Below are 23,389 nucleotides of genomic sequence, written 5' to 3'. Positions count from 1 at the left end.
CGGTGACCATCCGAGACACGGTGACCCCGACAGACGTGGTGTCGCGCGCGGTCGCCTACCGGAAGAGTCCGCGGCGACGCCACCGGAGCCTGTGGCCTCGGTACTGACGCAGCCCCGGCCGCCTTGTGATCACGATCGGGCACGACGACAAAACTGGCACACCGACGGCTCACGGATCGCCCATGCTGACCACCCTCGGACTCGTCCATCAAGGGACATCAGTCGAATTCCAAGCCTCCGACCGGCTCACGCAGCTGCGCCTCGGGGTGCTGCGCCCGGTGGGGCTGACCACCACATCAATCTCACAGAGTTGTGTTCATTCGAACTCGTCTGTGTTAGAAAGTGGGTATGGGAGTAGCGAATCGTCTGGATCTGACGTTGCGGCTGGTGCAGGGCGCGGGCCGGGTTTCCGTCGCGGAGCTGTCGCACCGTCTGGGCGTCTCGGAGATGACGGTGCGGCGCGATCTGGACGAACTGGAGCGTCAGGGGCTGGTGAAACGGGTGCGTGGCGGCGCGGTCGCCACCCGTTCGCGTGACGAGGAGGCCGGGTTCGCCGCACGGGAGGGATGGCAGGCGGCGACGAAGGATCGTCTGGGGCGCGCGGTGGCGGAGTTGGTGGAGCCGGGCTCAACGGTGCTGCTCGACGCGGGTACGACGACCGTGCACGTTGCTGAACATCTCCTCGCCCGGGCGCCGTTGACGGTGGCGGTGCTCAGTCTGCAGGCGGCGGTGCGGCTTGCGGACCGGCCGGGGATCCGACTGCTGGTGATCGGTGGCCAGTCCCGCCCGGGTGAGCGGTCTCTCGTCGGCCCGCTCGCACTGCGCGCCCTGACGGCGATGGCGTTCGACGTGTTCGTGATGTCGATCGGGGGTGTGCAGGCCCAGCACGGGTGGTCGGAGTTCTCTCTCGAGGACGCCGCCGTGAAGCAGACCGGACTCGCCCAGGCTTCGCGGACGATCGCGGTGGCCGATGCCACCAAGCTCGGCGTGCGCGCCTTCAGCCAGGTCGCCGCCGCTGGCGCGGTGGACACCTTCGTCACCGATACCGCCGCCGATGACGCCGCCACTCACCCCAAGGGGCCCGAGACGCTGTCCGCCCTGCGCGACGCGGGCGTCGACATCGTCCTGGCCTGACGGCCTCCCCTTCCCCCGTCCTGGCCCCCTCGGCCCGGGACCCCGACTGCGTACGGAGTGATGTCATGCCTTCCCCGCACCCGCTGATGATCCTGGTCGCCGGCCCCTACCGGTCGGGCACCGGGGACGATCCCGTCAAACTCGCCGCGCATGCGCGGGCGATGCACGAAACCGCCCTCGACCTCTTCCGTGCCGGACACCTGCCGGTGACCGGCGAGGCCCTGGCCCTGGCCCTGCTGGAGATCGCAGGCAGCACTCGCCCGGGAGACGCCCCCTTCGAGGAGATCTTCCACCCCATAGCCGAGCGGCTACTGACACGCTGCGACGCGGTGCTGCGGATCGGCGGCCCCTCGGCCGGGGCGGACATGATGGTGGAGCAGGCCCGCGCCGCCGGCAAGGACGTCTACACCGCCCTTACCGACATCCCGGTGGCACGATGACCGCGGGCATCGACACTCCCGACCGTCGGGGCCGCACCGGCCTGGACCGCCAAGGCCGCGGCCTGAGCGGGAACCCGCGGGTGCGGGTGCGCGAGGTCGAGGTGCTGTCCTGCGACTGGTACGTGCTGCGCAAGACGACCTTCGACTTCCAGCACACTGATGGCCACTGGAGCCGCCAGCAGCGCGAGACCTACGACCGGGGCGACGGCGCCACGATCCTGCTCTACGACCCCGCCCGCCGCACCGTACTGCTGACCCGGCAGTTCCGCTTTCCCGCCTACGCCAACGGTCACCAAGACGGAATGCTGATCGAAGCCGCAGCCGGACTGCTGGACGGCGACAGCCCCGGCGGGGCGGTCCGCCGTGAGGCGCTTGAGGAGACGGGACACGTCATCGGCGAGGCCCGGCCTGTCTTCGACGTCTACATGAGCCCCGGCTCGGTCACTGAACGGCTGCACTTCTTCGCCGCCCCCTACGGCCCGGCCAGTTCCACCACACGCGGCGGCGGGATCGCAGCAGAAGGCGAAGACATCACCGTCGTCGAACTGCCGTTCACCGAAGCGCTCGCGATGATCCGCGACGGGTCGATCGCCGACGCGAAAACCATCATGCTGCTGCAGTGGGCTGCCCTGGAGGGCCCATTCCGGCCGGCGCCCGCGCACCAGGAACCCACAAGAATGCGCAGTGAACCAGCGCGAAGCCCAGCCCCTATAACCGCGGAGCCGCAGGCGCGGCTCCTGCACGAGGCCTATGTGGCAAAGATCAACGCCGCGGTCGCCTCCGGCCAGGAGCACCTGGTCACCGAACTTGCCGCCACCTACAAACGTGAGTCCGCAGAGCAACCCGGAACAGCTGGCTGAGCTCGGTCGGGTGAAACCGGCCACCAGCGTACGAGCATCTGCGCCTCGGACCACCCACGCGATCTGCTCGATCTGCCTGCCCGTCCGCGGGAATGCCTGCCGGACTGGCCGTGGCCCCAACCCGTCCCCGCTGCCTCACCCACCGCGGCACCGCTGATCGTGGCACGGTTCACCAAGAGCCAGGGCCGTCCTTGCCCGGTCCGTACCCGTTGCACGACCACCGCCGACAGTGCCCGGACCGTGGGCTTTCCCCCGCGAGAACTCCGCGACCTCCAACTCCGCATCCGCGCCGAGCAGCAGACACCCGCCTGGAAGGCCCGCTACGCGGTCCGCTCCGGAATGGAGGGCACTACCAACGAGTTCGCCGCGGACACGGCATGCGCCACTGCCGCTACCCAGGACAGCCGAAAGCCCACCTGCAGCACGTATTCACGGCGATCGCCGTGAACATCGAGCGCCTCAGCGGCACGACACTGGCCGAGGAGCGCCGCGCACCACGACCGCCGACCGCCTTCCAGGACTTCCTGGACCGACACGAGACCCCCAGGTCAAGGTCCTGGCGAACCCTCGGCAGCTGACCTCGACCACCCCAAGATCCCCGACAGAGTCAAGCTGACGGACGGGCAGCGCGAGCGCCTGGAGCCGCTCGGCATCGTGCCGTTCGCCTCGGCAAGTACAAGGCCCGCGAGGGCTCTGTGAAGGTCCCCAGGGCCCATGTGAAGCGGCTTGAGGACGGTACGGAGGTCAAACTCGGGGTGTCTCTGAGCAACAGCAAGAGCAGGCGAGCGAAGCTGGCCGCCGACAAGGTCGCCGCGTTGGCCGGCCTCGGGCTCAACTGGGCGTGAGCTGGTGACGAAGGGCGGGGTGCCGGTGTTGGTGTCCCCGCCCTTCGTCATCGGCCGTCGCGTTCGTCGCGCACGATGGGCTTCGCCCAGGTACCGCTTCAGCAGTGCGAACAACTCACGGTTCGAGCTGTCCAGGAACCTGCGCTTCGTGAGCGGGTCCGGGGCGTGGGAGGACACGTGCTCGACCTCGCACTGCGGGCTGGCCCCGGGCGTGGGCGGGGCCAGCCGGCGGCCCCTCAATTGGGGATGGAGCAGTTGGGGTCGGGGGCGCGGCCCGCGGGCCAGGCGATGCCGTCGAAGACGGCGGTCTTGGTCGTCGGGTCAAGATGGACGATGGAGACGGTCTTGTTGTACGGGTTGCCGTACTGGTCGAGGCAGATCCAGCCGCTGGCGCCCTCGACCCGGTTGTTGCCGTGCAGCCGCAGCCAGCTGTCGGCGACCTCGGAGAGGGACGGCATCTTCACGCTGCCCACGGCGTCGTTGCGGATGCCCGCGATGGCGGTGGAGACCGCGTCGTAGGTGATGATGACGCGGCCGTCGGAGAGGTTGGCGGGGCCGATCGAGTCGGGCTCCTTGGTGCCGAGCTTCTGGACCAGGTCGGTCAGCTCCTTCAGCGCCGCCTTGGAGCCGCCGGTCGGCGTCGTGCTTAGGTCCCCCCAGGCATCGGGGTGGGCCAGGCCCGGGTAGCGCAGGGTGATGCCGGCGCCATTGGTGAGGGCGCCCCACTGGTCGGCGAACTTCTCGTCGACCGTCAGGGTGGAGGCGTGCGAGCCGCTGATGACCGTGTAAGGCTTGTTGCACTTGCGGTTGCTCAACTCAACGAGGAACAGGCGCAGTTGCACCGGACGGCCGACGAAGTAGATGGTCTTCGCCTCGGAGGAGCAGATGTCCGGCACCATCTGGTGAAAGTCGTTGGCGAGGTTGCCCTCGTCGTTGAAGTCGGGCGGCGACCGGAAGGTCTCCGGGGCGTTGGGCGCGCCCTTGGCCAGCTTCTCGAAGGTCTGGCGCAGGCTGGCCAGGTAGTTGTCGCCCTCGCGGATGTCCTCGACCACCAGCGTCTCTGCGGGCTTTATGTCCGACCCGTACGAGGCGAGGGCGTCGGCCTGGTCGGTGTTGCCGGGGGCGATCCGGGCCAGGCCCGGGTAGCGGTGCGGGTCGGCTGCGGTGTTCTTGATGTCGTCCGCGGTCATGGGGCCCGCGACGACCGGGATCCCCTTGTCCTTCGTGAGGTAGCGGACGGCCTCTTCGGTCTCGGTGATGCTGATGTTGATGCCGGTGACGGCGCGCAGGTTCTCCTTCGTGTCGGCCGCGGCCCGCGCGAGCTGGTCGGCGACGGTACGCCACTCCTTGTAACCCCGGCCGGGGTTGGCCAGCACCAGCCGGATGGGCGGCTGCTTGCCGTTGGCCTGGTGGTTGGCGCGGTACTGGGCCAGATAGGCGCCCTGCACCTGCTCGACGTACTCCTGCTGCTCTGCTTGGGTGTCGGAGATCATGGGGATCATCAGGGCGATCGTGGCGGGCGACTTCCCGGCGACGCTGTCGTTCTCCGCCTTGATGCGGCCTGTGACCTGCTTCAGCGACGGGGCGAATACGTAGCCGCCGTCGGTGACGCCGACGCACTCGTGCCGGGGGCCCCGCTTCGCCACGCCGGGGGCGCAGGCCGGGTCCTCGGCGAGCCACCGGTCATAGGAGACGTAGCCGCCGGTTCCCAGGACGACGGCGACGGCGGCGATCAGCAGGGCGCGGTTCAGCGGTCCGGCGGGCCAGATTGTCATGGGCGGGGCTCTCCGTAGGTCGGCAGATCGGGTGCCTGGATCCAGCGGTTCAGCAACTGGGGCCACTCCTCGTAGGCCTGGTAGAAGACCTCCTGGGGGCCGACGGCGCTGTTCTGGGCCAGGGTGAGCAGCTGCAGCCGGACTGCGTTGACCTTCCTCGGGTCAGGGTGCGCGAGGGGGAGCGACTGCCGCCACAGGTTGAGGACGAGGAGCTGCACGGCCTGGCGCATGGGGTCGTTGTCGGCCGCGAGCCGGTCTTCCACGGGATCCGCAGCCGGGACGGCCGGGTGCTCCGGGGGATGCGGTGCGGCGCAGACCAGGTTGAGAGTGGCGAGCCACCCCGGCGCGTCCTGCTCGGCCAGGCGGCGGTGCAGGGCGCGCACGACGACGTCGGTGTCGCCGATCGCGAGCGAGTGGTGCAGGTAGCAGGCATCGCGCGGGTCGGCGGCGCCCGGCGCGTACAGGAGGCGCAGCCGCCGGTGCCTGCTCCGCCAGTCCCCACCCCCGGGCGTCGCGCCAGTGCGGGTGCGGAGGTCGTGCACGAGCAAGGCCCGCAGGGTGGGATCACCGACGAAGGGCCCGCCGGTGCCCGGCCAGGGGTGATGGCTCCAGCAGTCCTTCCGCAACAGGCGCTTGGTCTGCGCCACTGGCACTCTCACGGTCGCCGCCACAGGCTGTCCGTCAGCTCCGTGCGGCACGTGGTCGGCGTCGAGCGCGTGGGCGGCCGCGTCGTCGAGCGCCGGGGTGTAGGAGGCGAGGCGGGCCCGGGCCTCCCCGTCGGGGATCAGGAGCCGGAGCAGCCGTTCGTACACGGGCAGCGTCGGCCCGTCGTCGAGCGGCAGTTCCAGCGGCAGGTCGAGCAGCGCGCCGTGGTCGACGGGCTCATGGAGGCCGGTCTTCTGCCGGACGGACAGCACCAGGGCGTGGGTTATCCCAGCGCGCCCGGCGCTGAGCCGGTGGATCACGTGGGCGGTGTCGGGCTCCGGCCGGTCGTCGCCGAACATCTCCTTGACCTCGTCGAGGTCGAGCTGTGCCATCGGCAGCCTCAACACCCAGCCGGCCGCCGTCTGTGGCCTGTCCTGCCGCCAGTACGGGCCCGCCGCACTCCTCGTCGACGGGGCGGTGCCCTCGGCGTCGGGCACGGCGGGCTCCTGGGCGAGGGCCGCCGCGACGACGCCGGGGTGCGTCCGCGTGGGCTCGTCGTGCCAGGCGCGGGTCAGCGCGTCCAGGACCGCCACACCGAGCGGGGTGTGGACGTTGTCCAGGAGCAGCAGCGGGCGCGGCACCCGGTTCTTCAGGCGCATCCAGGTGTAGTGGTCGGCCATGTCCTCCAGGAGGGCGGCCACCAAGTGGTGCTCCGCCCGCCGCCGGTCGCCCCCGTCGCCGCGGAAACACATGGCGAGATCGGTCAACTGGGCGTGTCCGTCCCCCTGGGGGCCGACCCGGCGGCCGGCCCACCAGCCCAGGCCCTGCTTGTTGGCGCGCGGGCCGAGCAGTTCGGTGGTGACGATGTCGGTGAGCGGCCCCACGAGTTCGCTCACCCCGGGTCCCAGCCCCGCTGCGGCGCTGACGCCCTGGGTGACCTGTCCGATCCAGCCCGACACCCGCTGGTTGCGCGCCTGGAGGTCGGGCTGGCTCTCCCGTAACAGCCCCGCGAGGCGGCGACGGGCGGCCTGCAGCTCGGCGGGCTGGACGTCCTCGGACTGCCAGCTGGTGACCGCGAGCAGCCCCTGGGTAAGCCGGGGGAAGGACAACTTCCCGGCGAACTCGTTCGGTTTCCGGCTCAACCCGTCCATCAGGTAGAAGAGCAGGTCCGAGGTGCGCGAGGCGTTCGCCGTGGTCTCGTCGGCCAGGGAGGCGAGGCCCGGCTGGCCGAAGTCCGCCGCCCCGAGGTCGGCGTACGCCTGCGGTAGGCGCTGCGCGTAGCGCTTCGAGAGCTCCTTCAGCAGCGCGGTCTTGCCGGTGAGCCGCCCGCCGCCGCACTCGATCAGCAGCGGACTCCCGCCCGGTATCCGCAGCCGGGCGGCCCCCTGCGACTCGAGCCCCACCAATGAAGGCACGACGGCATCGAGCACCGCCGCCCGTCCGTACAGCGTCACCATGACCCCCCAGTCATGCGGCTCGATGGTGCACCGCCGCCGCATGGCAAGGAGCGTAAGGGGACGGCTACATGTCGCCACCGACATTCGACGAAGCCGCACCTCTCGGTTACGCTTTCGTGACCGACAGTGGGCGGAACGCTCCTTTGGTCGGTTGTGTCGCCTCTCCGAGCTCTGGGGGACCTTCCAGCACAGAGCCGGTGACGCCAGGCCCAAAGCCATCTAGCGCTGTGACCGCGTTGGTTCGCCGGGTTTGGGCCCCCTCTGCGGATGGGGCCGGTTGGATGGGGGCTGACATCCCATCGAGCGTGTGGAGGCGTGGTGGCGGAGCCGGTCAAGGTGCGTCGTCTGACCGACCAAGAGGGGCAGAAGCTGCAGCAGATCGTGCGGCGGGGCAGCACCAGCACGGTGCGGTACCGGCGGGCGATGATGCTGCTGGCGTCGGCCGGCGGGAACCGGGTGCCGGTCATCGCGCAGTTGATGGCGGCCGACGAGGACACGGTGCGCGACGTGATCCACCGGTTCAACGAGATCGGCCTGGCCTGCCTGGACCCTCAGTGGGCGGGAGGCCGTCCCCGCCTGCTGAGCGCTGACGACGAGGACTTCGTCGTGGCGACGGCCACTACCCGCCCGACCAAGCTCGGCTACCCCTTCATCCGCTGGTCGATCCGCAAACTCGCCGCCTACCTGCGCACGGTCCACGGCCGGACGATCCGGATCAGGCGTGAGGCCCTGCGCTGCCTGCTCGCCCGCCGCGGCGTCACGTTCCAGCGCACCAAGACGTGGAAGGAGTCCACCGACCCCCACCGGGACGCCAAGCTCGACCGCATCGAGCACGTGCTGGAGCGGTTACCGGACTGGGTCTTCGCCTTCGACGAGTTCGGGCCGTTGGGCATCCGCCCCACCGGCGGCTGCTGCTGGGCACCGACGTCACACCCCGACCGGGTCCCGGCGACCTACCACCGCACCCACGGCGTCACCTACTTCCACGGCTGCTACTCGGTTGGCGACGACACCTTGTGGGGCATCAACCACCGCCGCAAAGGCGCCGTGAACTCCCTGGCCGCACTGGGGTCGATCCGTGCGGCCCGGCCGGACGGAGCCCCGATCTACGTGATCATGGACAACCTCTCCGCCCACAAAGGCACCAAGATCCACGCCTGGGCGAAGAAAAACAAGGTGGAGCTCTGCTTCACCCCGACCAACGCATCCTGGGCCAATCCGATCGAAGCCCACTTCGGGCCGCTGCGACAGTTCACCCTGGCCAACTCGAACCATCCGAACCACACCGTGCAGACCCGTGAACTCCACCGGCACCTGCGCTGGCGCAACGCCAACGCCCGCCACCCCGACGTACTGACCGCCCAACGCCGCGAACGCGCCCGCGTCCGCGTCCGCAGCGAAAAGGGCATCCGGTGGGGCCGCCCCGCCGCGCGAGCGGCGTGATCAATCCAGGTGCAACCGAGAGCCCTGCCTCATAGCCTCGGCCCCATGACCGACCATGCCCTCGTCCCCGACGACTTCGTCGTCCCCGCGGACCTGATCACCCCGCAGTTCCGTCTGGAACCTCTGGGACCCCAGCACAACGCCGCCGACCACGCCGCTTGGACCAGCAGCATCGACCACATCCGTGCGACCCCGGGCTTCCAGGACCGAGGATGGCCTCCTGCGGACGGGATGGCCCTGGAGGCGAACCTCGTCGACCTGCAGCGTCACGCGGACGACTTCACTCAGCGCCGCGGATTCACCTACACCGTCATCGAGACCGCTAGTGGCGAGGTGATCGGGTGCGTCTACATCTATCCCTCCCGCAGCGACGACCATGACACCGACGTCCGCTCCTGGGTCCGTGCCGACAGAGCCGGGCTGGACGCGCCCTTGCAGGCATCCGTCACGACCTGGCTGTCCACGAACTGGCCCCTCGGAACCGTCGACTACCAGCCCCGCTGACCACCATGTGGTCCCGCAGCAACCCGGCCACGCCGACCCCTGCGGGACAACTGGCCTGCGAATGCCCCGACCGCGGGATCAAACGGATCCACTTTCCCGGTGAACCCTCCCGGTCACAGCACTAGCCAAGACCACGCCTCAGTCACGCCCGTGCCCGGGCACGTCGGCGGGCAGGCGGTGATGCTGATCCCGCAGCGGGCGCCAGGGGTGGAGCAGACCACGCTCCCGCCGGACTACCAGCGGATCCTCGTTGCCGTTCGGCAGGCCGCCGGACCCGTCAGGGCCCGACAGGTCGGCGAGATGCTGGGAGTGGACATCAGCGTACGGGCCAAGCTGGAACCGCTGCGTGGGAAACTGGTCAGACTGGCCGACCGCGGCCGGCTGCGCAAACTGCCCGACGGACGGTTCACCACCCGTCTGTGACCTGGGCCGCTGTTGCCCGCAGCGCGGCGGCGTGGGCGTTGATGAGGGTTTCACTCAAGGCGCTACCTGTTTCCGCATCTCAACATGAATGTGGGCATAATTCTCCCCATGAATGCGACCCGAATACTGGCGGAGTTCGGCCGGACGGCCAGGATCGGGCCGATCGGTTGTAATGCCTCTCTACCCGAACTGGTGGAGGGACTGGGGCAGCCCTTCATCGGCGACCCCGTGTACTCGAAGGGCCGCTGGCCTCGCTGGTTCGGCTACGGCAACCTGCAACTGGTCGTCTGTAGCTGTCAACTGGTGGTCCAGGTCATCGTCCCGGTCTGGCACGGGGAGATCGAAGTCCCTGATGCACGGACGAACACGATGGTCAGCCATCCGTCGGACGTGACCTACTCCCAGTTCACCGCCGCGCTGGACGCCGAGGGATGTGACTGGAGCCGAGGGCAGGAGTTCCCCGGACAGTACACCGTGGAGACCGAGGTGGACGGGATCCGGACGGAGTTTGTGTTTGTCACCATCGAGGGCTGTGAGGGGCCTGGGCTCTCGGATGCGACGCTGGACAAGGCCGTCTCCTCAGCATTCCACGACTGCGCACCCACGACGTCGAACAAGGAAGACACCGGTCCTGGCTCGGGTTAAGCAACCTCAGTCCGCGCCAGGCTGGACACCTACCTACGTGCCGCCGATCTGAGGACTCACGGAGCTGCGACCAGACCCGTCTCAACGGGCGCCATCAGCGTAACCAGGGAGCCCTCGACGGCCGTTGGATCCGTGTGACGAATACCAAAGAACGCCCTGAGGGCACCTTCCCGCTCGTCTACCAGTGCCGTCTGCCGCTGTCCACGCACACCGTCAACCACCTCGCCAGCCTGCTTCGGCGTCACCTGAAGGCGATTGGGTCCAGGTGGCGGATCCTGCCGCCCGGGAAGATTGCGGTGATCGTCCTGGCCGTGCTACGTCACGACCAGCGCCTGGCCGACATGGCAGGCGGCAACAACGTGTCCGAGTCCACCGTCCGCCGCTGGCGCGACGAGCTGATCGGACTGCTCGCCGCCCAGGCGCCGCGCCTGGACCGAGCCCTGATGAAGGTCGCCAAGCAGGGCGGGGAGGTGGTCCTGATCGACGGCACCCTCATCCGCACCCAGCGTCGCACCGGGAGGGCCGACAGACGGAACTATCGGGTACTTCTGGAGCAAGGCGCTGGGGTGGCCGCTGGTCTGGGACGAGGAGACCGCGATCCGCTCGCCGCACGGGGGTCCGAAGATCACCTGGGGTGGTCCGCCGGTGGCGCCGCGGGTGGGCAGGACACGGGTGCGGTTCGAGCTGGCCGTACCGGAGGGCAGCGACCCGGAGGCGGAGGTGGAGCGGCTGCTCTCCCTCGGGGCGACGCGGGTCGGCGGCGGGGCCGGCGAGCGGGTGGTGCTGGCCGACCCCGACGGAAACGAGTTCGGCGTGCTGACGAGCCGCTGAGCGGGATGGGGCGGCCTCAGCAGGCGGCGGATTCGCCCAACGGGTGGAGGGTTCGCCAGCGGCGGGCGCGGACGGGGTCGAGGTGTGGGGGCGGGGGGTGAAGCGGAAGCGGATGCGGGTGGCGAAGTCGGGCCCGGACAGGGGAATCGGCCACCATCACAGTGGCCGGGACGACCGCTTCCGGGACGGCGCCCCGGAACACACTCCGCGAGACGGCAGTCTTCACCTCGCCGAGCCACGTGCCCGACGGCGTCACGACTACCCGGATGTCCGGCGCGGAACTGCTCGCAGGGCTCCCACCGCAGACCGTGATCCACATCAACCCGGCCTCCCCGGTCTCGTACCGACTCGACAGGACCGACAGTGCCGCGGCAGCCCCGTCACGAAATGGCAACACCGGTCACGGCTCTCCTCCAGAGGCGCTCAGATGGGCTCCTCACGCACTCCAGGGGATCCCATGAACCGAGCCACCCACGCGGCTGCAGCCGTCATCACTTCCGCACTGCTCGCCAGCTGTAGCACCGCCACAGCACACCCCAAGGCCTCCCCTGGCGGAAAAGCCGCCCCCGCGCCGGTCACCCAGCCGCGGCTCGCCACGCGCCCGCGGGTCAGCTCGCGCCGGACAGGTCGATGTGGGCCGACGGTTCAGCTCGACGAGAGTGTGTGCTGGTGATCCCCGTTCAGCGGCGGCCGGTGGCCAGGATGACGAGGAACTGGCCGCCGCCCGGCTCGATGTCGACGGTCACGGGCAGCCCCGGTGCCAGTCGGGAGAACCGGTCCACCAGCCAATCCGCCGCTTCTTGGGCGTCCTTCTTGGTCGGGCAACGGCCCACGATCTCGCGGCCCCCCTTGCGCTCCAGCCGCGCGGCAACGGTGACCAGCGGCGCGGGTTCGACCACGTACAGGCGGTCCGGCCAAGCGATGACCACCTTGACCGCGCCCTTGCGGCTGTTGCACCCGCGGTGCGCAAGCCGCTCGGCGACCTTGGCCTTCCGGTCGGCGGTCCGGCTGTCAACGCTGTGCCCCTGCTGGTCGTTCACGGACTTGTCGGGGTCGACTGGTTCGTCGCACACCCAGCACCGCCAGCCGTCGCGCTCGGCCACATCATCGAGAAGACTCACTTGAGCAAACTGGCCTGCCCAGCCGCGACCCCGCGCACCCGGGCCCTGCGCACCGCACGCACCCCGTCGAACTGACCTGGCCTCGATCGTCGCCTGCGCCGTGTCGTAGTAGGTGTCCGGTAGACCTCCGTCGACAGTCGGCGAGCGGGTGGGCCGCCGGTTTGAAAAGGTGCCCTTGGCAAGTGAGTTGCATGATGAAAGCCTTGCGGGCATGAAGATCCTTCTTATCGGTGGAACCGTTTTTCTGGGCCGGGCACTCGTCGACGAGGCGCTGCGGCGCGGGCACGAGGTGACGTTGTTCAATCGCGGGCAGTCGGGTCCGACGCCCGCCGGTGTCGAGTCGGTCCTGGGCGACCGCGAGGACGAGGACGCCCTTGGGGCGCTCGTGGAGGGGCGCAGCTGGGACTGGGTGGTCGACACCTGCGGGTTCGAGCCCCGGATCGTGCGGCGCTCGGTCGAGGCCCTGGTGGGGCGTGCCGACACGTATGCCTTCGTCTCCTCTTTCCACGCCTATGCCGACTGGCCCGCCAAGGGGGTCGACGAGTCCTTCCCCCGGCACGCGTGCGCGGTGGACGCCTCGCCCGACGACGTGCCGTACAACGCGCTCAAGGCGGGCTGCGAGCGGGCTGTCGAGGAGGGCTTCCCGGGGCGTGCGCTCATCGTCAATCCCGGCATCATCGTCGGGCCCGGTGAGAACGTCGGCCGGCTGCCGTGGTGGCTGGAGACCATCGCACGCGGTGGCCGCGTACTGGCGCCCGGGTCCCCCAGCCGGGCGATGCAGCTGGTCGACGCCCGTGACATCGCCGCCTTCGTGCTCGATCGGCTCGCCGTGGGCGGAGGCGGGCGCTATCTGACCACCGGGGTGCCCGGGAACACCACCATGGGCGAGCTGCTGCGCGCCTGTGTCGAAGCCACCGGCGCGCAGACCGAACTGGTCTGGGCGGACGAGGAGTTCCTGCAGGACCAGGGGGTGCAGCCGTGGACCGAGGTGCCGCTCTGGGCCCCGGACATCCCCGAGGTCGTCGGCACCTGGACCGCTTCTTCGGCCAAGGCCCTGGCCGCCGGGATGCGTTGTCGCCCCGTAGCCGAGACGGTCGCCGACACCTGGCGGGCGCTGAACGACGGCGGGTACCCGCGGCCGAAGTACCTCCAGGGGAAGATCCCCGTCGGTCTGGAGAAGGACAAGCACGACGCGGTGCTCGCCGCGTGGGACGCCCGAGGCTGACCTCGTGACCGGGCGACGGGGCGTTCGTCAGCCCAGTTCGGCCAGCAGCCGCTTGCGGTCCGTCTTGCCGTTCGCGTTCAGCGGGATCTCCGTCACGTGCCGGTAGTGGCGTGGGACCATCTGGCGGGGCAGGCGTTCGCGCAGGCGCGCGGACAGCTCCTGGGCGGGCAGTGGGGTGCCGCGGTAGACGGCGACCAGCTCGATCGAAGGCGAGGCCCGGGGCCGCGTCGGCGCCGGCCTGCTCATGCCAGGACCGCAGGGTGCCCAGGAAGCAGATCCCCAGCTCGAACAGGGCGAACGAGTGGTCACACGGCACCGCTTCCTCGTCCCGGTCGGGCAGGTTGGTTGTCGGGATGACGATGTGGTGCGCGACCTCCAGGAACAGCACGGGCATCCGCGGCTCGGCAGCGACGAACTCCGCGGCGGCCTCGGTGTCGCCGGCCTCGACCGCCCGGAGGTAGTTGAAGGCACTCATCACCGCGTGGGGAGTCATCGGGGCGAGCGGCATGGCGATGGTCTCGAACATGGAGGCTTCTCAGGTACGGGCCGCCCCGCTGATCGCGGCGGCCTCAAGAGGAGCCTCTGATGGCGGCCCTGTGGACAGAGACCGCGCTCGGGAGGGAGAACTCTCCCTCCCCGCCGGCCCCGGCAACCCCGGGGCGGGAATGTGGTGCCGGTCACGGATATGTCGGCCTGGTCAAGGCGTTTCCGGGACATAGGAGACACCGTCCGGGCGGGGCGATCAGACAGCGGTCAAGGGGGTCCTCCTCACGGTGGCCACGGGTTCGTGCGCAGCGGCGCGCGACCTGGTCCAGCTCACCGACCCGGCCACCGGCCGGAGAACCGAGGATCCGATGCCCGCCATCACCCCGACCGCACAGCCTGATCCGGAGCCGCGCCCGACCTGGTCAAGGGGTGCTGAGCGCCCTGTGGGCGGCCCGGAATCCGGTGCCGTATCCAGTGCCGTGAACGATTCCAACGTCGTGCCCATTACCGCAGCTCACACCGCCCGTAAGGAGGCCTCCCGGCACGCTGACACCTCTCTCCCTTCCCCTGAGACACGAGCGAAGGGGAAGAGGTCCACTCCCACGGCCGGGAAGGTGAGGGCCGATGCGCTGCGGTTGCTGGGGTGTGTGCGGATGGCGACGGTCCGGCAGATGGCTCAGGTGATCACGAAGGGGGAGTCGGACGGCCGGTCGTACGTGCGCAGGGCGATGAAGGACTGGCGGAGCTGGGACTGGCGGAGACGAACGGTAAGGACGGCAAGCACCAGATCTGGAACCTGGCGGTGGCGGGACAGAAGGCTCGGGCCGATGGCAATGAGCTGCCGCTGCCTCCGAAGGCCGGCACCGGAGCGAAGGCCGTTCGAGCCGGGCTCGGCCCGCACGGTCTCGCGGTGACGGACATGATCCTCGCCTACACCGACACGGTCCTGTCCGGAGACCGCGAGTGCCTGACCGACTGGCAGGTGGAGGTGAACCACGCCATCAAGCAGACCGGCCTGTCCTTCAACACCGACGCCGTCCTTGCCGTGCCGACCAAGACCAGCGAGGTCCGCCTCTTCGAGCTCGACAACGGCACCATGTCCCAGGCCCGCCTCGCCAAGGAGATCTGGGACTACGAGCGCTACGCCGGGCACCGCGTCTGGGAAGGAGCCCGCGGCACCAACGGCAGCACGTACCCGTTCTGGCAGCGCCACCGCTACACCCGCTCCGAGCGCTTCCCGCTGCTCTATGTCGTCCTGGCGGGGAAGGAGGAGCACCTGCTCGACAACCGCCGCCGGGCGCTCACCGCCGACGTGAGGGGCATCACCGTCGCGGTGTGGGTGAACACCATGCCCCGGCCGAAGCGGGGCGAGCCCTGGTACGAGATCGGCGTCGACGACCCGGACCGGCGCCGCCGGCGCTACCCCGAGCCCGCCGGCCGCTGACGGGCGCTGGGCAAGCCCAAGGGGAGCCTGGGCAAGCCGCCCCGAACCGGGCTTGCCCACCCCGGCCGGGCTCGCTGGCAGGGCGGCGCCGGTCACGGTCCGCCCGGCGAGGCCGCGGCTGACGGATGACGGGTAACCGATGACCGGTCACCGGCACAGGCGGGAGTTGCACGGGCCGGTCACGGGCCTGACATGCCGTTTGGCCGATCGGGGGAGTGGATCGGTCACAGGTCTGCGGGCGACCGGTCATCGGTCACGGGCCCGGTGGCTGGGCAAGCCTCGCCGACCGAGGCTTGCCCAGCGTCCGGGCCGCAGGGCGGGACGGGGCCCGAAGTCGCGGGGTCACTGTCCGGGACGTGTCGGCCTGGAGCCGGCCGACGCCTTTTTGCTGGCCGTAGACAGGAGCCATGACACGAAACAAGCTGCAAGAGGACATGGCCGGACTCCAGCGCCACGATCCCGACGACATGTGGCACGCCCTCACCCGCCTTCACACATCCCACCCCGAGCCGGTCGACCGCTTCGAGTCGTTCGAGCGGCCGGAGGTGCTGCTGTCCCTCGCCAATCCGGACGACGTCCTCTTCAGGGCGTGAGTGGAGCTGTCCGGGGGAGAGGCGATGGCCCACCTGCACAACCTCACATCCGCGTTGACCAGCTCTGTCCGGACGGCGCCGGGCTACGCCGTTCAAGGGGAGATCCAGGAGATCCTGGTGGGCAAGCGCCACGACCTCGCCCTGCACCCGGCCCACGTCTACGGCCTCACTCAGCTCCTGCGCGACGCTACGGCCACCATCGGCGCCCGGAGCACGTCCGAGGGTGGCCGGTGCTTCCACTGCGACGGGACCGGGCGTGCCCGCCCGCTGTGGGAGCCGGCGGCCGGGCAAGCCTGAGCGGCTGGGCAAGCCCAAGGGGAGCCTGGGCAAGCCGCCCCGAACGGCGGCTTGCCCACTCCGGCCGCGCGCGCTCAGGGTGGTGCCTGTCCTGCCGGATGTTCCGGCAGGGCCCGTACGAGGGAGGCACCCGGTGGAGACCTTCGAGGCGGGGGCGACGGTGGTGCGGCGCGATGTGCACCGCTCCGGGCGGGTGTGGAGCGAGCAGGCGCTACGGGTTGTCGCCGACACCGGCGAGGCGCTGGTGACCGCCTGCGCGCCGGGTGCTCAGGCGCTGTGGCCGGCCCTGTACGCCAAGGCCCGCCTCGACGGCGACCGGTCGGTGCGCACGGAGGGGTTCGACGCGATGGCGACGGGGGAGTGGGAACTCGCGCCCGGCATGTGGCAGGAGACGGAGCTGCTGCTGTGGAAGTCGCCGGCGGCGTGGTTCAGCATCAACGCCTTCTTCACCGCGGCCGGGCTGAGGAACTGGTACGTCAACTTCGAGCACCCCACCCGCCGCACCGCGGCCGGGTTCGACACCTTCGACCTGACCGTCGACCTCGTCATCGACCCCGACCTGGGCACGTGGACGTGGAAGGACGAAGACGAGTACGTCCACGTCCGGCGCCTGGGCATCGTCACCGACATCGAGCACCAGGCGGTGGAGCTCGCCCGCGCCCACGTCCTCGCGATGCTCGAGGAAAGGGCCGGGCCGTTCGTGGACGCCGACCGGTGGGCGTCCTGGCGCTGGGAGCCGACCTGGCCCGCGCCGCGCCTGCCACGCAGCGGCGGCGAGCCGTTGGGACAGCGCTCTTGACCGAGGGGACCAGCCTGCGGGACGGTCATCGCGCAACTATGCGCAACCGACTCGACACGGGAGCACGCGATGACGTTACGGTTCGTCGGGATCGACCCGAACACCGGCGGCGAGGGATCACCGACGGTGTGGGTGGAAGAGGAGAGCGCGGACCTGATCCTCCAGGGCGAGGAAGCCGACGAACTCCTGAAGACCCTGGTCGGCTCCACCGAGTGGGTGGCCGGCCACACGACGGGGATCCCCGCGCACGAGCGGGTGATCCGGATTCCGGTCCGCATGGCGGCGATTTTGAGGGAGGCGTGCGATGCAGCGGAACGCGCAGCAGCTGAACACCGCGACGTTCGCTGAACTGCTCGCCGACACCCACCACACGGCGGTCCACCTGGAGATGCGCGACCTCTACGCGGTGGGCGACGAAGCCGACGACTTCGAGAGCTTCCAGCGCACCGGCCTTCCGAACCTGGACCCGGGCCGCTCGTTCTGGCCCCAGTGGATGCCGCTCGTCCAGGACGCGGTCGCTTCCGCGGCCCCGATCACCCGGGCTCCGGCAAACGCCGCTATATCGGACGCCGGTTCGTCAAGAACAACCGGCTCAACCACGTCGGCCACCTGTGGGCCTTCGCCTCCCTCAGCGGTTCCACAGGCGCGGACACCCACTACCGGCGCCGCCGGGCAGGAGGGGACTGGCATATGCAGGCTCTGCGGCACCTGTTCAACCGGATGCTCGGCCAGCTCCACCACTGCCTTCAGGCGCGCAGTCTGTTCGACGAAGCGATCGCCTTCCCCGCCAACGTCGCTACGGAGTCACTGACGGGAGCTCCTCCTCCGGCACAGCCTTGACGAGACCCGAGCTGACGGGACGCTCGTCGTTGACAAGAATGAGCCGGTTCCCGGCCCAGGTATCGAGCCGGTCGCATGCCCAAGCGGGGTCATACGCTGCCGTGGGCAGCTGCGGTTGGCGCTTTCGGCCGGTGTCGTCGAGCCGGTAGGGAACCTCGAAGGCTGTGTTCCAGTTGTCCAGGTTCGCGCCAAACCGCTGTTCCGCTTCTGCCGGACCGATGCCCAGGTACTGGGCGATCTCCGTCCAAGAGCTGCCTCGCTCCCGTTCGTAGATCACGGCCGAGACCAGCGCGCGCTCCGCGAGTTCGATGAGCTGGATTGCCTGGCTCACCCGGCCTCCGGGACCGGTGTCAGGGTCGTTCTCGGTGGCGACCAGGCCGGCGGCGCCATCCGCAGCGTCCGCTGCGTGATCGCACAGGACAAGGCGTGCCAGAGCCTGGCGGGTGAATCGGGCACGGTCGGCGTCGTAAGGGGTCGTCTCAGTCACCCCCACAGCCTCGCAGGCCGTATCCGCGGCGAGTACCCGATTTCCACCAGGGACCGGCCTCCGCTTGACGGCTTAACTGCATGAGGTGTCCTTCCTCGTGATAGCCGAGGGAAGAGGTCTGCTTCGATTCTGGTGGCCGGCGGCGTGCGACGGGTACATGTACTGACCGGGTGCCACGTAGGCGACCCGTTGTTGCGCGAGCGCCCTGCAGCGCCGTGCGCGATGAGACCGAGCTCGTTGGCGTCCTCGCCAGCCGGGCGGGCGGTCACGTAGACGAGGGTGCCGTCGTCGTACAGGCCCGCCCCGGCCCAGCGGAGGGCGAGGTCGGCCCGGCCGAGGGTGCGGGCGGAGGAGCCCGCTGGACAGCTGATGTCAGCTGTCGGTGTCGAGGTGGGCTCGCACGGCGTCGACGAACTCGTCGCCATATTGGAAGACCCCGCCGTGCCCGGACCCTGGGTAGATGATCAGCGTGCTGCCGGGGATGCGGGCGTGCATGTCGTGGGACAACTCGGTGGGGACCATCCGGTCGTGGTCGCCGTTGGCGATGAGCGTCGGGGCGCCGATGCGGGAGAGGTCCTGCGGCTCAGCCCGGCCCCAGCCCCGGATGGTCGTGATCTGGCGGTGAAAGGACGACAGTGTGATGGGGTCGTCACGGTCCATGACGCGCTCGCGCAAGCGCGCCAGGTAGGCCTTGGCTGCCGCCTTGCCCGCGGGGGGTGCGGGGAAAGAACAGGAACTCCTTGGCATCGGTGCGGGCCATCGTGGCACGAGCCATGTCCCAGTAGACGTAGGCTCCTCCGGTCGGACGGTCGATGCCGGCTCCCCCGGCGGGGCCGGTTCCGGCCAGGACGAGGCGGCGCACGAGTCCCGGCGCATCGAGGGCCACCTGCTGGGCGACGAAGCCGCCGAGCGAGAATCCGAGCAGGTCCATCTGGGTCAGGCCGAGGGCGGCCACGAACCCCTCCGCCGCGCGCGCCATCGCGGCGACGGTGCCTGGGACGCGGCCGGTGGATCCGCCGACCCCGGGGAGGTCGAGCGCGACGACACGGCGGTCGCGGGCGAGCGCGTCGACAAACCGGGGATCCCACTCGTCGAGCGTGGCGCCCAGGTGAGCGAGCAGGACCAGCGGGACGCCGTCCTCGGGGCCGAGGTCGCGGTATACGAGCGTGTTCGAACCTACGATGATGCGGCGGTTGGGCGCCGTGGCCCACGTGGTCGGGCGGGGGCGGACATTGGACTCAGCCATGGTTGGTCACCGCCTTCGGGTCGGTGGTGACCAGGACCTTGCCGCGTGTGCCGCCGGCGAGCGTCTCGGTGAGAGCCCGCGGGGTCTGGTCGAATGGGAGCACCCGGTCGATGACCGGGCGCAGCACCCCGTCGTCGACCAGCCCGGCGACCTGGCGCAGCGCGGCACTATCGGGTGTGATGAACAGGAACCGGTAGGTGACCCCGAGCGCGCGTGCCCGGCGGCGGGTACGGGCACTCAGGGCCCGGATGGCGAGCCGGACGACGGGGTTGACGCCGACGCGCCGCGCGAAGACCGGGTCGGGCGGGCCCGTGATGCCGATGACGGTGCCGCCGGGGCGCAGCACACCGAGAGAAGCCTGCAGGGTGGCTCCGCCCTGGGTGTCGAGGACGAGGTCGACGGGCGTGCTGGCGAGGCTCTGTGCGAGGTCGTCGCGGCGGTAGTCGATGACAATGTCGGCACCAAGCTCGCGGGCGGCCTCGATGTTCGCCGTCGAGACGGTGGTGGCGACGGTGCAGCCCAGGTGCTTGGCGAGCTGGATCGCGACCGATCCCACGCCACCGGTCCCGCCATGGATGAGGACGGTCTGGCCCTTCGTCACCCCGCCCATCTCGACGAGGGCCTGCCAGGCCGTGAGCGCGACGACTGGAAGCCCCGCGGCCTCGACCAGGCTCACCGACCGGGGCACGGGTGCCATCGTGGCGGCGTCCACCGCGACGAACTCGGAGAAGGTGCCCGTGGCCGCCAAGTCGACATAGCCGTACACGTGGTCACCCACGGCGACGTCGCGTACCGCGGAGCCGGCCTCGACGACCTCGCCGGAGAGCTCACCGCCCATGACTTTGGGTAGCCGGAACGGGAAGATTGTCTTGAACTCGCCGGAGCGGACCCGCTCGTCGGCATGGTTGACGCCCGACGCGACCATGCGCACGAGCACCTCATGGGGGGCGGGGACCGGTACGGGCATCTCGACCTCCCGCAAGGGGGAGCCGTACCTCTCGAGGACGAAGGCCTTCACGGAGCACTCCTGGCAAATCGTTTCTGGGGGTCGGGTATCTCGGCGGCGCGCAGGCCGGATTGGCCGCCGTACTTCTCGGCCATGAAAGCCCTCATCGTCGTCTCCGTTCCGTTTCCCGTCCGTGAGAGGGCGGGGTCTTCGCTCGCCCCGGGCTTTTCCCAGTACGAGACAGTTTGTGTTGTTTTCCTGGCTGCGGCGTGGGCGCACTGCGTCCTCAGCCGCGTTCCACCCATCAGGCCACCGTCACGACCGCGTAGCGTCAGCCGGCGTTCGGCTTGGGTGCCGCGGACAGGCTCTGCTTGACGTACCGGCTGGTCTCGTCGGCGAGGATCTCGGGCAGGCCGGTCTCGATGCCGTACAGGGCCTGGGCCGCGACGTCGGCGGCGGCGACCTTCTGATCGGCGGGCACGCCGGCGGCCATGTCGGTGTCCATGTAGCCGACGTGCAGCGCCGAGACGGTGATCTTGCGGGGTGCCAGTTCCTCACGGGTCGCGTCGCTCAGCGCCCATGCGGCGGCCTTGGAGGCCGCGTAGGAGCCGAGGCCAGCCGGGTGGAACCAGGACAGGGCGGACAGGACGTTGAGTACGGCGCCGCCGCCGTTGCCCTCGATGACGGGGGCGAATGCGCGGGTCGCGGCGAGCGGGCCGAAGAAGTTGGTCTCCATCTCCCGGCGCACCTCATCCACGTCACCTCCGATCAGCGTCGCGCCGGTGGAGATGCCCGCGTTGTTGATCAGCAGTGTCGCGTCGGACGCCACGCGGGCAGCCTCCCGTATCGACGCCTCGTCCGTGACGTCCAGTCGCAGCGGGATGACGCCCGGCACGTCGACCGTCTCGGGTCGTCGGGCCGCGCCGTACACCTTTGCGCCGCGCTCGACGAGCTGGGCGGCCAGGTGCCGCCCGAGCCCTCGGTTGGCGCCGGTGACGACCGCGACCGCGTTCTTCAGTTCCATGCTCGCTCCTGGTCCTGGCGGGCGCCGTAGGCCACCCGCAACAAATTAGATTATGTATCCAATCTAAACACGGGTCTATGATAGATGCCAGTCGACATCCAAATGGGAGGTGGTCATGGGCCGCGTATCGCAGGCACAGGCGGAGGAAAATCGCAGGCGGGTGGTGGGCACCGCATCCCGGCTGTTCCGGGAGCAGGGCACGCAGGTCAGCGTCGCCGACCTGATGAAGGCGGCCGGTCTGACCCACGGCGCCTTCTACAAACAGTTCGCCTCCAAGGAGGCACTCGTCGACGAGGCCACCACCCACGCCTTCGCCGAGCTCACCCAACGCCACAGCACCGGGCTCGAGCGGCACGACGGGCAGCGCGACGCCGCCCAGCAGGCGCTGATCGACTCCTACCTCTCCATCGAGCACCGAGACGCCCCGGCGGACGGCTGCCCGGTCGCCGCACTCGCCACCGACATCGCGCGCGAAGGCGGGGCGCGCGAGGCCCGTCGCGTCTACGCCGAGGGGGTGGCCGACTTCGCCGATTTCCTCGCCAGTGACGACCAGGACGGCATCGCCCGCCTCTGCACCCTGTTCGGTGCGCTGGTCCTGTCCCGGGCCACCAAGGGCTCCCCGCTCTCCGAGGAGATCCTCGCCGCCGCGCATGCAGCCTTGACGGAAGCCGGCTGATCAAGGGCGTGGTGCGGGCGCACGTCGACCGCACTCGTGGGCGACGAGGCGTCCGCGGCCAGGCGGAGGCGGTGAGAGAAGGCCGCCGGCGTCCTGCGCCTGGACACGGCCGTCGACGATGTGCCCCGGTTTGGTGGGGCCCGGCCAGGGCCGCCGGGTGAGCGAAGACTGCCGCCGTCGGCGGGAAGGCCACCGCATCGGGCAAGACCGCGGCCGCGAAGAAGCCCGCCGCCAAGAAGCGGATCCGCTCCAGTTCCAAAGAGGACCTCACCGGCCTGTCGAAGGCCGGCCTCTACAAGAAGGCCGCCGCCGCCAACCTCCCCGGCCGCTCGCAGATGACCCGCGAAGACCTCGTCGAAGCACTGACCTCCCGAAGGTGATGGGGCGCCTGCCCGGGCAACGTCCACCAGGTACCGCGATCGGCCAGTGCAGAAGGCGCGTGAAGTGTACAGTTCTGCACATGAGTGAGACACTGCCGATCACCGAAGCGCGAGCGAAGTTCGGCTCGCTGGTCCGCCGTACCTCCCACGCCCGTGAACGGATCACGATCACCGATCACGGGCAGCCGGCAGCAGTCCTCATCAACCCGCAGGAACTCGCGGACCTTGAGGACGCTCTCGCCGTTGCGCTCTACCGGGAACGGCAGGCCTCCGGTTCCGCCGTCCCCGTCGCCCATGACGACGTCCGCGCCCGGCTCGGCCTGGAGCGCGCGTGACGTACGCGGTTGTCTGGGACGAAGCCGCCATCGACGCGGCCGTCCGCTTCCTCAAAGACGACCCCGACGGGCTCCGGCAGCTGATGGACGCCGTCGACCTCCTCGCCGACCAGCCCCGCCCGCAGGGCACCGCCGAATACGGCTCCCCGGACCTTCGCCGGATGCACGTAGGGCGTTACCGGGTTCTGTACGAGATCACCGACGCCACTGTCACCATCGTGGTCATCCACGTCGGCCGCCTCGGCTGAGCAGACGCCGCCTGGGCTCTGGCCAGTCGCGGTCCGGCCCGCCCCGGCGACCGATCCGGCCCAAGCCACATCGCGGCAGCAGCCCGCCCCCCTCAGCCCGGTCCGGGCGGTGCGCTCGCCTCGCGCAGGGTCCGGACCGACGGCGGGGGCCGCAGCAGTGGGGGGGGGGGGCCCGCCGCCGGGGGGGGGGCGCGCGGGCGGGGTGGGGTAAAAACAAAACCAAACCCCCCCCCGACAACC

At 70.1% G+C, this 23,389-nt stretch carries 26 protein-coding genes and 4 pseudogenes; 21 read left to right on the top strand and 9 right to left on the bottom strand.

The annotated features are described in order from the left end of the window. Positions 1-348: 348 nt before the first annotated feature. From ACFWBF_RS24395 to ACFWBF_RS24375, 5 genes and pseudogenes are all read left to right on the top strand, one after another. Entirely contained in the window at positions 349-1,134 is a 786-nt protein-coding gene (locus tag ACFWBF_RS24395) for a DeoR/GlpR family DNA-binding transcription regulator (RefSeq protein WP_385605580.1), read from the top strand. 65 nt (positions 1,135-1,199) lie between these two features. Further along, positions 1,200-1,574 (top strand): DUF4406 domain-containing protein, encoded by a 375-nt coding sequence (locus tag ACFWBF_RS24390; protein WP_385605578.1) that lies wholly within the window; start codon positions 1,200-1,202, stop codon positions 1,572-1,574. Next, positions 1,571-2,218, top strand: a pseudogene (locus ACFWBF_RS24385) (NUDIX domain-containing protein); the annotation flags it as partial. The gene ACFWBF_RS24390 and the pseudogene ACFWBF_RS24385, both read left to right, overlap by 4 nt. A gap of 375 nt (positions 2,219-2,593) precedes the next feature. Further along, positions 2,594-2,881, top strand: coding sequence for a transposase (locus tag ACFWBF_RS24380; protein ID WP_385605576.1), 288 nt, complete (start codon positions 2,594-2,596; stop codon positions 2,879-2,881). Continuing rightward, a complete protein-coding gene (locus tag ACFWBF_RS24375) occupies positions 2,878-3,012 on the top strand; it encodes a hypothetical protein (protein ID WP_385605574.1) in 135 nt (44 codons plus the stop codon). Before ACFWBF_RS24380 ends, ACFWBF_RS24375 begins: the two co-directional genes overlap by 4 nt. 503 nt (positions 3,013-3,515) lie before the next feature. Here ACFWBF_RS24375 and ACFWBF_RS24370 read toward each other — a convergent pair. Then, positions 3,516-5,054, bottom strand: coding sequence for an ABC transporter substrate-binding protein (locus ACFWBF_RS24370; RefSeq protein WP_385605572.1), 1,539 nt, complete (start codon positions 5,052-5,054; stop codon positions 3,516-3,518). Then, complete coding sequence (locus ACFWBF_RS24365; RefSeq protein WP_385605570.1) at positions 5,051-7,198, bottom strand: hypothetical protein; 2,148 nt, start codon at positions 7,196-7,198, stop codon at positions 5,051-5,053. Before ACFWBF_RS24365 ends, ACFWBF_RS24370 begins: the two co-directional genes overlap by 4 nt. Before the next feature lie 276 nt (positions 7,199-7,474). Here ACFWBF_RS24365 and ACFWBF_RS24360 point away from each other — a divergent pair, with 276 nt between their 5' ends. From ACFWBF_RS24360 to ACFWBF_RS24340, 5 genes and pseudogenes are all read left to right on the top strand, one after another. After that, entirely contained in the window at positions 7,475-8,599 is a 1,125-nt protein-coding gene (locus ACFWBF_RS24360) for an IS630 family transposase (protein WP_385605568.1), read from the top strand. A gap of 45 nt (positions 8,600-8,644) precedes the next feature. Beyond that, positions 8,645-9,103, top strand: a complete 459-nt coding sequence (locus tag ACFWBF_RS24355; protein ID WP_385605566.1) for a GNAT family N-acetyltransferase — start codon at positions 8,645-8,647, stop codon at positions 9,101-9,103. Between the two features lie 150 nt (positions 9,104-9,253). Continuing rightward, entirely contained in the window at positions 9,254-9,526 is a 273-nt protein-coding gene (locus ACFWBF_RS24350) for a hypothetical protein (protein ID WP_385605564.1), read from the top strand. 108 nt (positions 9,527-9,634) lie between these two features. Then, entirely contained in the window at positions 9,635-10,171 is a 537-nt protein-coding gene (locus tag ACFWBF_RS24345; RefSeq protein WP_385605563.1) for a hypothetical protein, read from the top strand. Between the two features lie 537 nt (positions 10,172-10,708). Then, a pseudogene (locus ACFWBF_RS24340) lies at positions 10,709-11,002 on the top strand (VOC family protein); the annotation flags it as partial. Between the two features lie 680 nt (positions 11,003-11,682). Here ACFWBF_RS24340 and ACFWBF_RS24335 read toward each other — a convergent pair. Then, entirely contained in the window at positions 11,683-12,123 is a 441-nt protein-coding gene (locus ACFWBF_RS24335) for a hypothetical protein (protein ID WP_385605561.1), read from the bottom strand. 211 nt (positions 12,124-12,334) lie between these two features. On the opposite strand from ACFWBF_RS24335, the gene ACFWBF_RS24330 reads away from it, so the two are divergent. Continuing rightward, positions 12,335-13,348, top strand: a complete 1,014-nt coding sequence (locus ACFWBF_RS24330; protein ID WP_385605559.1) for an NAD-dependent epimerase/dehydratase family protein — start codon at positions 12,335-12,337, stop codon at positions 13,346-13,348. A 27-nt stretch (positions 13,349-13,375) separates the two neighbouring features. Here ACFWBF_RS24330 and ACFWBF_RS24325 read toward each other — a convergent pair whose 3' ends face one another. Further along, positions 13,376-13,594: a hypothetical protein gene (locus ACFWBF_RS24325; protein ID WP_385605558.1), complete on the bottom strand. Its 219-nt coding sequence runs from the start codon at positions 13,592-13,594 to the stop codon at positions 13,376-13,378. 976 nt (positions 13,595-14,570) lie between these two features. On the opposite strand from ACFWBF_RS24325, the gene ACFWBF_RS24320 reads away from it, so the two are divergent. The 7 genes and pseudogenes from ACFWBF_RS24320 to ACFWBF_RS24290 form a co-directional block, all read left to right on the top strand. Then, positions 14,571-15,278 (top strand): replication-relaxation family protein, encoded by a 708-nt coding sequence (locus ACFWBF_RS24320; protein ID WP_385605623.1) that lies wholly within the window; start codon positions 14,571-14,573, stop codon positions 15,276-15,278. A gap of 407 nt (positions 15,279-15,685) precedes the next feature. Next, complete coding sequence (locus ACFWBF_RS24315; RefSeq protein ID WP_385605557.1) at positions 15,686-15,871, top strand: hypothetical protein; 186 nt, start codon at positions 15,686-15,688, stop codon at positions 15,869-15,871. A gap of 24 nt (positions 15,872-15,895) precedes the next feature. Continuing rightward, entirely contained in the window at positions 15,896-16,168 is a 273-nt protein-coding gene (locus ACFWBF_RS24310; RefSeq protein WP_385605555.1) for a hypothetical protein, read from the top strand. Positions 16,169-16,301: 133 nt separating this feature from the next. Further along, entirely contained in the window at positions 16,302-16,967 is a 666-nt protein-coding gene (locus tag ACFWBF_RS24305; protein WP_385605553.1) for a DUF402 domain-containing protein, read from the top strand. Positions 16,968-17,036: 69 nt separating this feature from the next. Further along, the gene (locus tag ACFWBF_RS24300) at positions 17,037-17,315 is read left to right on the top strand and encodes a hypothetical protein (protein ID WP_385605551.1); all 279 of its coding nucleotides are present in this window, start codon (positions 17,037-17,039) and stop codon (positions 17,313-17,315) included. Next, positions 17,272-17,448 (top strand): annotated as a pseudogene (locus ACFWBF_RS24295) (DUF6879 family protein); the annotation flags it as partial. The gene ACFWBF_RS24300 and the pseudogene ACFWBF_RS24295, both read left to right, overlap by 44 nt. A 36-nt stretch (positions 17,449-17,484) precedes the next feature. Beyond that, positions 17,485-17,807 (top strand): annotated as a pseudogene (locus ACFWBF_RS24290) (IS110 family transposase); the annotation flags it as partial. Here ACFWBF_RS24290 and ACFWBF_RS24285 read toward each other — a convergent pair. The 5 genes from ACFWBF_RS24285 to ACFWBF_RS24265 form a co-directional block, all read right to left on the bottom strand. After that, on the bottom strand, positions 17,764-18,294 hold the full coding sequence (locus ACFWBF_RS24285) for a hypothetical protein (protein ID WP_385237632.1): 531 nt from the start codon (positions 18,292-18,294) through the stop codon (positions 17,764-17,766). The pseudogene ACFWBF_RS24290 and the gene ACFWBF_RS24285 sit on opposite strands and share 44 nt — an antisense overlap. Before the next feature lie 372 nt (positions 18,295-18,666). Then, entirely contained in the window at positions 18,667-18,954 is a 288-nt protein-coding gene (locus ACFWBF_RS24280) for an alpha/beta fold hydrolase (RefSeq protein ID WP_385605549.1), read from the bottom strand. Continuing rightward, positions 18,944-19,540: an alpha/beta fold hydrolase gene (locus ACFWBF_RS24275; RefSeq protein WP_385605547.1), complete on the bottom strand. Its 597-nt coding sequence runs from the start codon at positions 19,538-19,540 to the stop codon at positions 18,944-18,946. Before ACFWBF_RS24275 ends, ACFWBF_RS24280 begins: the two co-directional genes overlap by 11 nt. Next, positions 19,533-20,558, bottom strand: coding sequence for an NADP-dependent oxidoreductase (locus tag ACFWBF_RS24270; protein ID WP_385605545.1), 1,026 nt, complete (start codon positions 20,556-20,558; stop codon positions 19,533-19,535). The genes ACFWBF_RS24275 and ACFWBF_RS24270 overlap by 8 nt, the downstream gene beginning before the upstream one ends. 259 nt (positions 20,559-20,817) lie before the next feature. Then, positions 20,818-21,510: an SDR family oxidoreductase gene (locus ACFWBF_RS24265; RefSeq protein ID WP_385605544.1), complete on the bottom strand. Its 693-nt coding sequence runs from the start codon at positions 21,508-21,510 to the stop codon at positions 20,818-20,820. 115 nt (positions 21,511-21,625) lie between these two features. On the opposite strand from ACFWBF_RS24265, the gene ACFWBF_RS24260 reads away from it, so the two are divergent. The 3 genes from ACFWBF_RS24260 (at position 21,626) to ACFWBF_RS24250 (ending at position 23,149) form a co-directional block, all read left to right on the top strand. Then, the gene (locus ACFWBF_RS24260) at positions 21,626-22,186 is read left to right on the top strand and encodes a TetR/AcrR family transcriptional regulator (RefSeq protein WP_385605542.1); all 561 of its coding nucleotides are present in this window, start codon (positions 21,626-21,628) and stop codon (positions 22,184-22,186) included. Positions 22,187-22,646: 460 nt separating this feature from the next. Continuing rightward, positions 22,647-22,901 carry a type II toxin-antitoxin system Phd/YefM family antitoxin gene (locus ACFWBF_RS24255; protein WP_385605540.1) on the top strand — a complete coding sequence of 85 codons (255 nt, stop codon included), beginning with the start codon at positions 22,647-22,649 and terminating at the stop codon, positions 22,899-22,901. Continuing rightward, the gene (locus tag ACFWBF_RS24250) at positions 22,898-23,149 is read left to right on the top strand and encodes a type II toxin-antitoxin system RelE/ParE family toxin (protein ID WP_385605538.1); all 252 of its coding nucleotides are present in this window, start codon (positions 22,898-22,900) and stop codon (positions 23,147-23,149) included. Before ACFWBF_RS24255 ends, ACFWBF_RS24250 begins: the two co-directional genes overlap by 4 nt. Positions 23,150-23,389 lie beyond the last annotated feature (240 nt).

Source organism: Streptomyces sp. NPDC060028, assembly GCF_042736725.1.
In the GTDB taxonomy this organism is placed as follows: domain Bacteria; phylum Actinomycetota; class Actinomycetes; order Streptomycetales; family Streptomycetaceae; genus Streptomyces.
This window is presented reverse-complemented; position numbering and strand designations above follow the sequence as displayed.

Coding starts and splice junctions, on each gene's coding strand:
- ACFWBF_RS24255 (WP_385605540.1), top strand. CDS start 22,647: ATGAGTGAGACACTGCCGATCACCGAAGCGCGAGCGAAGTTCGGCTCG.
- ACFWBF_RS24310 (WP_385605555.1), top strand. CDS start 15,896: ATGGCCCACCTGCACAACCTCACATCCGCGTTGACCAGCTCTGTCCGG.
- ACFWBF_RS24330 (WP_385605559.1), top strand. CDS start 12,335: ATGAAGATCCTTCTTATCGGTGGAACCGTTTTTCTGGGCCGGGCACTC.
- ACFWBF_RS24300 (WP_385605551.1), top strand. CDS start 17,037: ATGACGTTACGGTTCGTCGGGATCGACCCGAACACCGGCGGCGAGGGA.
- ACFWBF_RS24275 (WP_385605547.1), bottom strand. CDS start 19,540: ATGGCTGAGTCCAATGTCCGCCCCCGCCCGACCACGTGGGCCACGGCG.
- ACFWBF_RS24345 (WP_385605563.1), top strand. CDS start 9,635: ATGAATGCGACCCGAATACTGGCGGAGTTCGGCCGGACGGCCAGGATC.
- ACFWBF_RS24325 (WP_385605558.1), bottom strand. CDS start 13,594: ATGAGCAGGCCGGCGCCGACGCGGCCCCGGGCCTCGCCTTCGATCGAG.
- ACFWBF_RS24355 (WP_385605566.1), top strand. CDS start 8,645: ATGACCGACCATGCCCTCGTCCCCGACGACTTCGTCGTCCCCGCGGAC.
- ACFWBF_RS24395 (WP_385605580.1), top strand. CDS start 349: ATGGGAGTAGCGAATCGTCTGGATCTGACGTTGCGGCTGGTGCAGGGC.
- ACFWBF_RS24260 (WP_385605542.1), top strand. CDS start 21,626: ATGGGCCGCGTATCGCAGGCACAGGCGGAGGAAAATCGCAGGCGGGTG.
- ACFWBF_RS24315 (WP_385605557.1), top strand. CDS start 15,686: ATGACACGAAACAAGCTGCAAGAGGACATGGCCGGACTCCAGCGCCAC.
- ACFWBF_RS24390 (WP_385605578.1), top strand. CDS start 1,200: ATGCCTTCCCCGCACCCGCTGATGATCCTGGTCGCCGGCCCCTACCGG.
- ACFWBF_RS24280 (WP_385605549.1), bottom strand. CDS start 18,954: ATGGACCGTGACGACCCCATCACACTGTCGTCCTTTCACCGCCAGATC.
- ACFWBF_RS24365 (WP_385605570.1), bottom strand. CDS start 7,198: ATGCGGCGGCGGTGCACCATCGAGCCGCATGACTGGGGGGTCATGGTG.
- ACFWBF_RS24370 (WP_385605572.1), bottom strand. CDS start 5,054: ATGACAATCTGGCCCGCCGGACCGCTGAACCGCGCCCTGCTGATCGCC.
- ACFWBF_RS24265 (WP_385605544.1), bottom strand. CDS start 21,510: ATGGAACTGAAGAACGCGGTCGCGGTCGTCACCGGCGCCAACCGAGGG.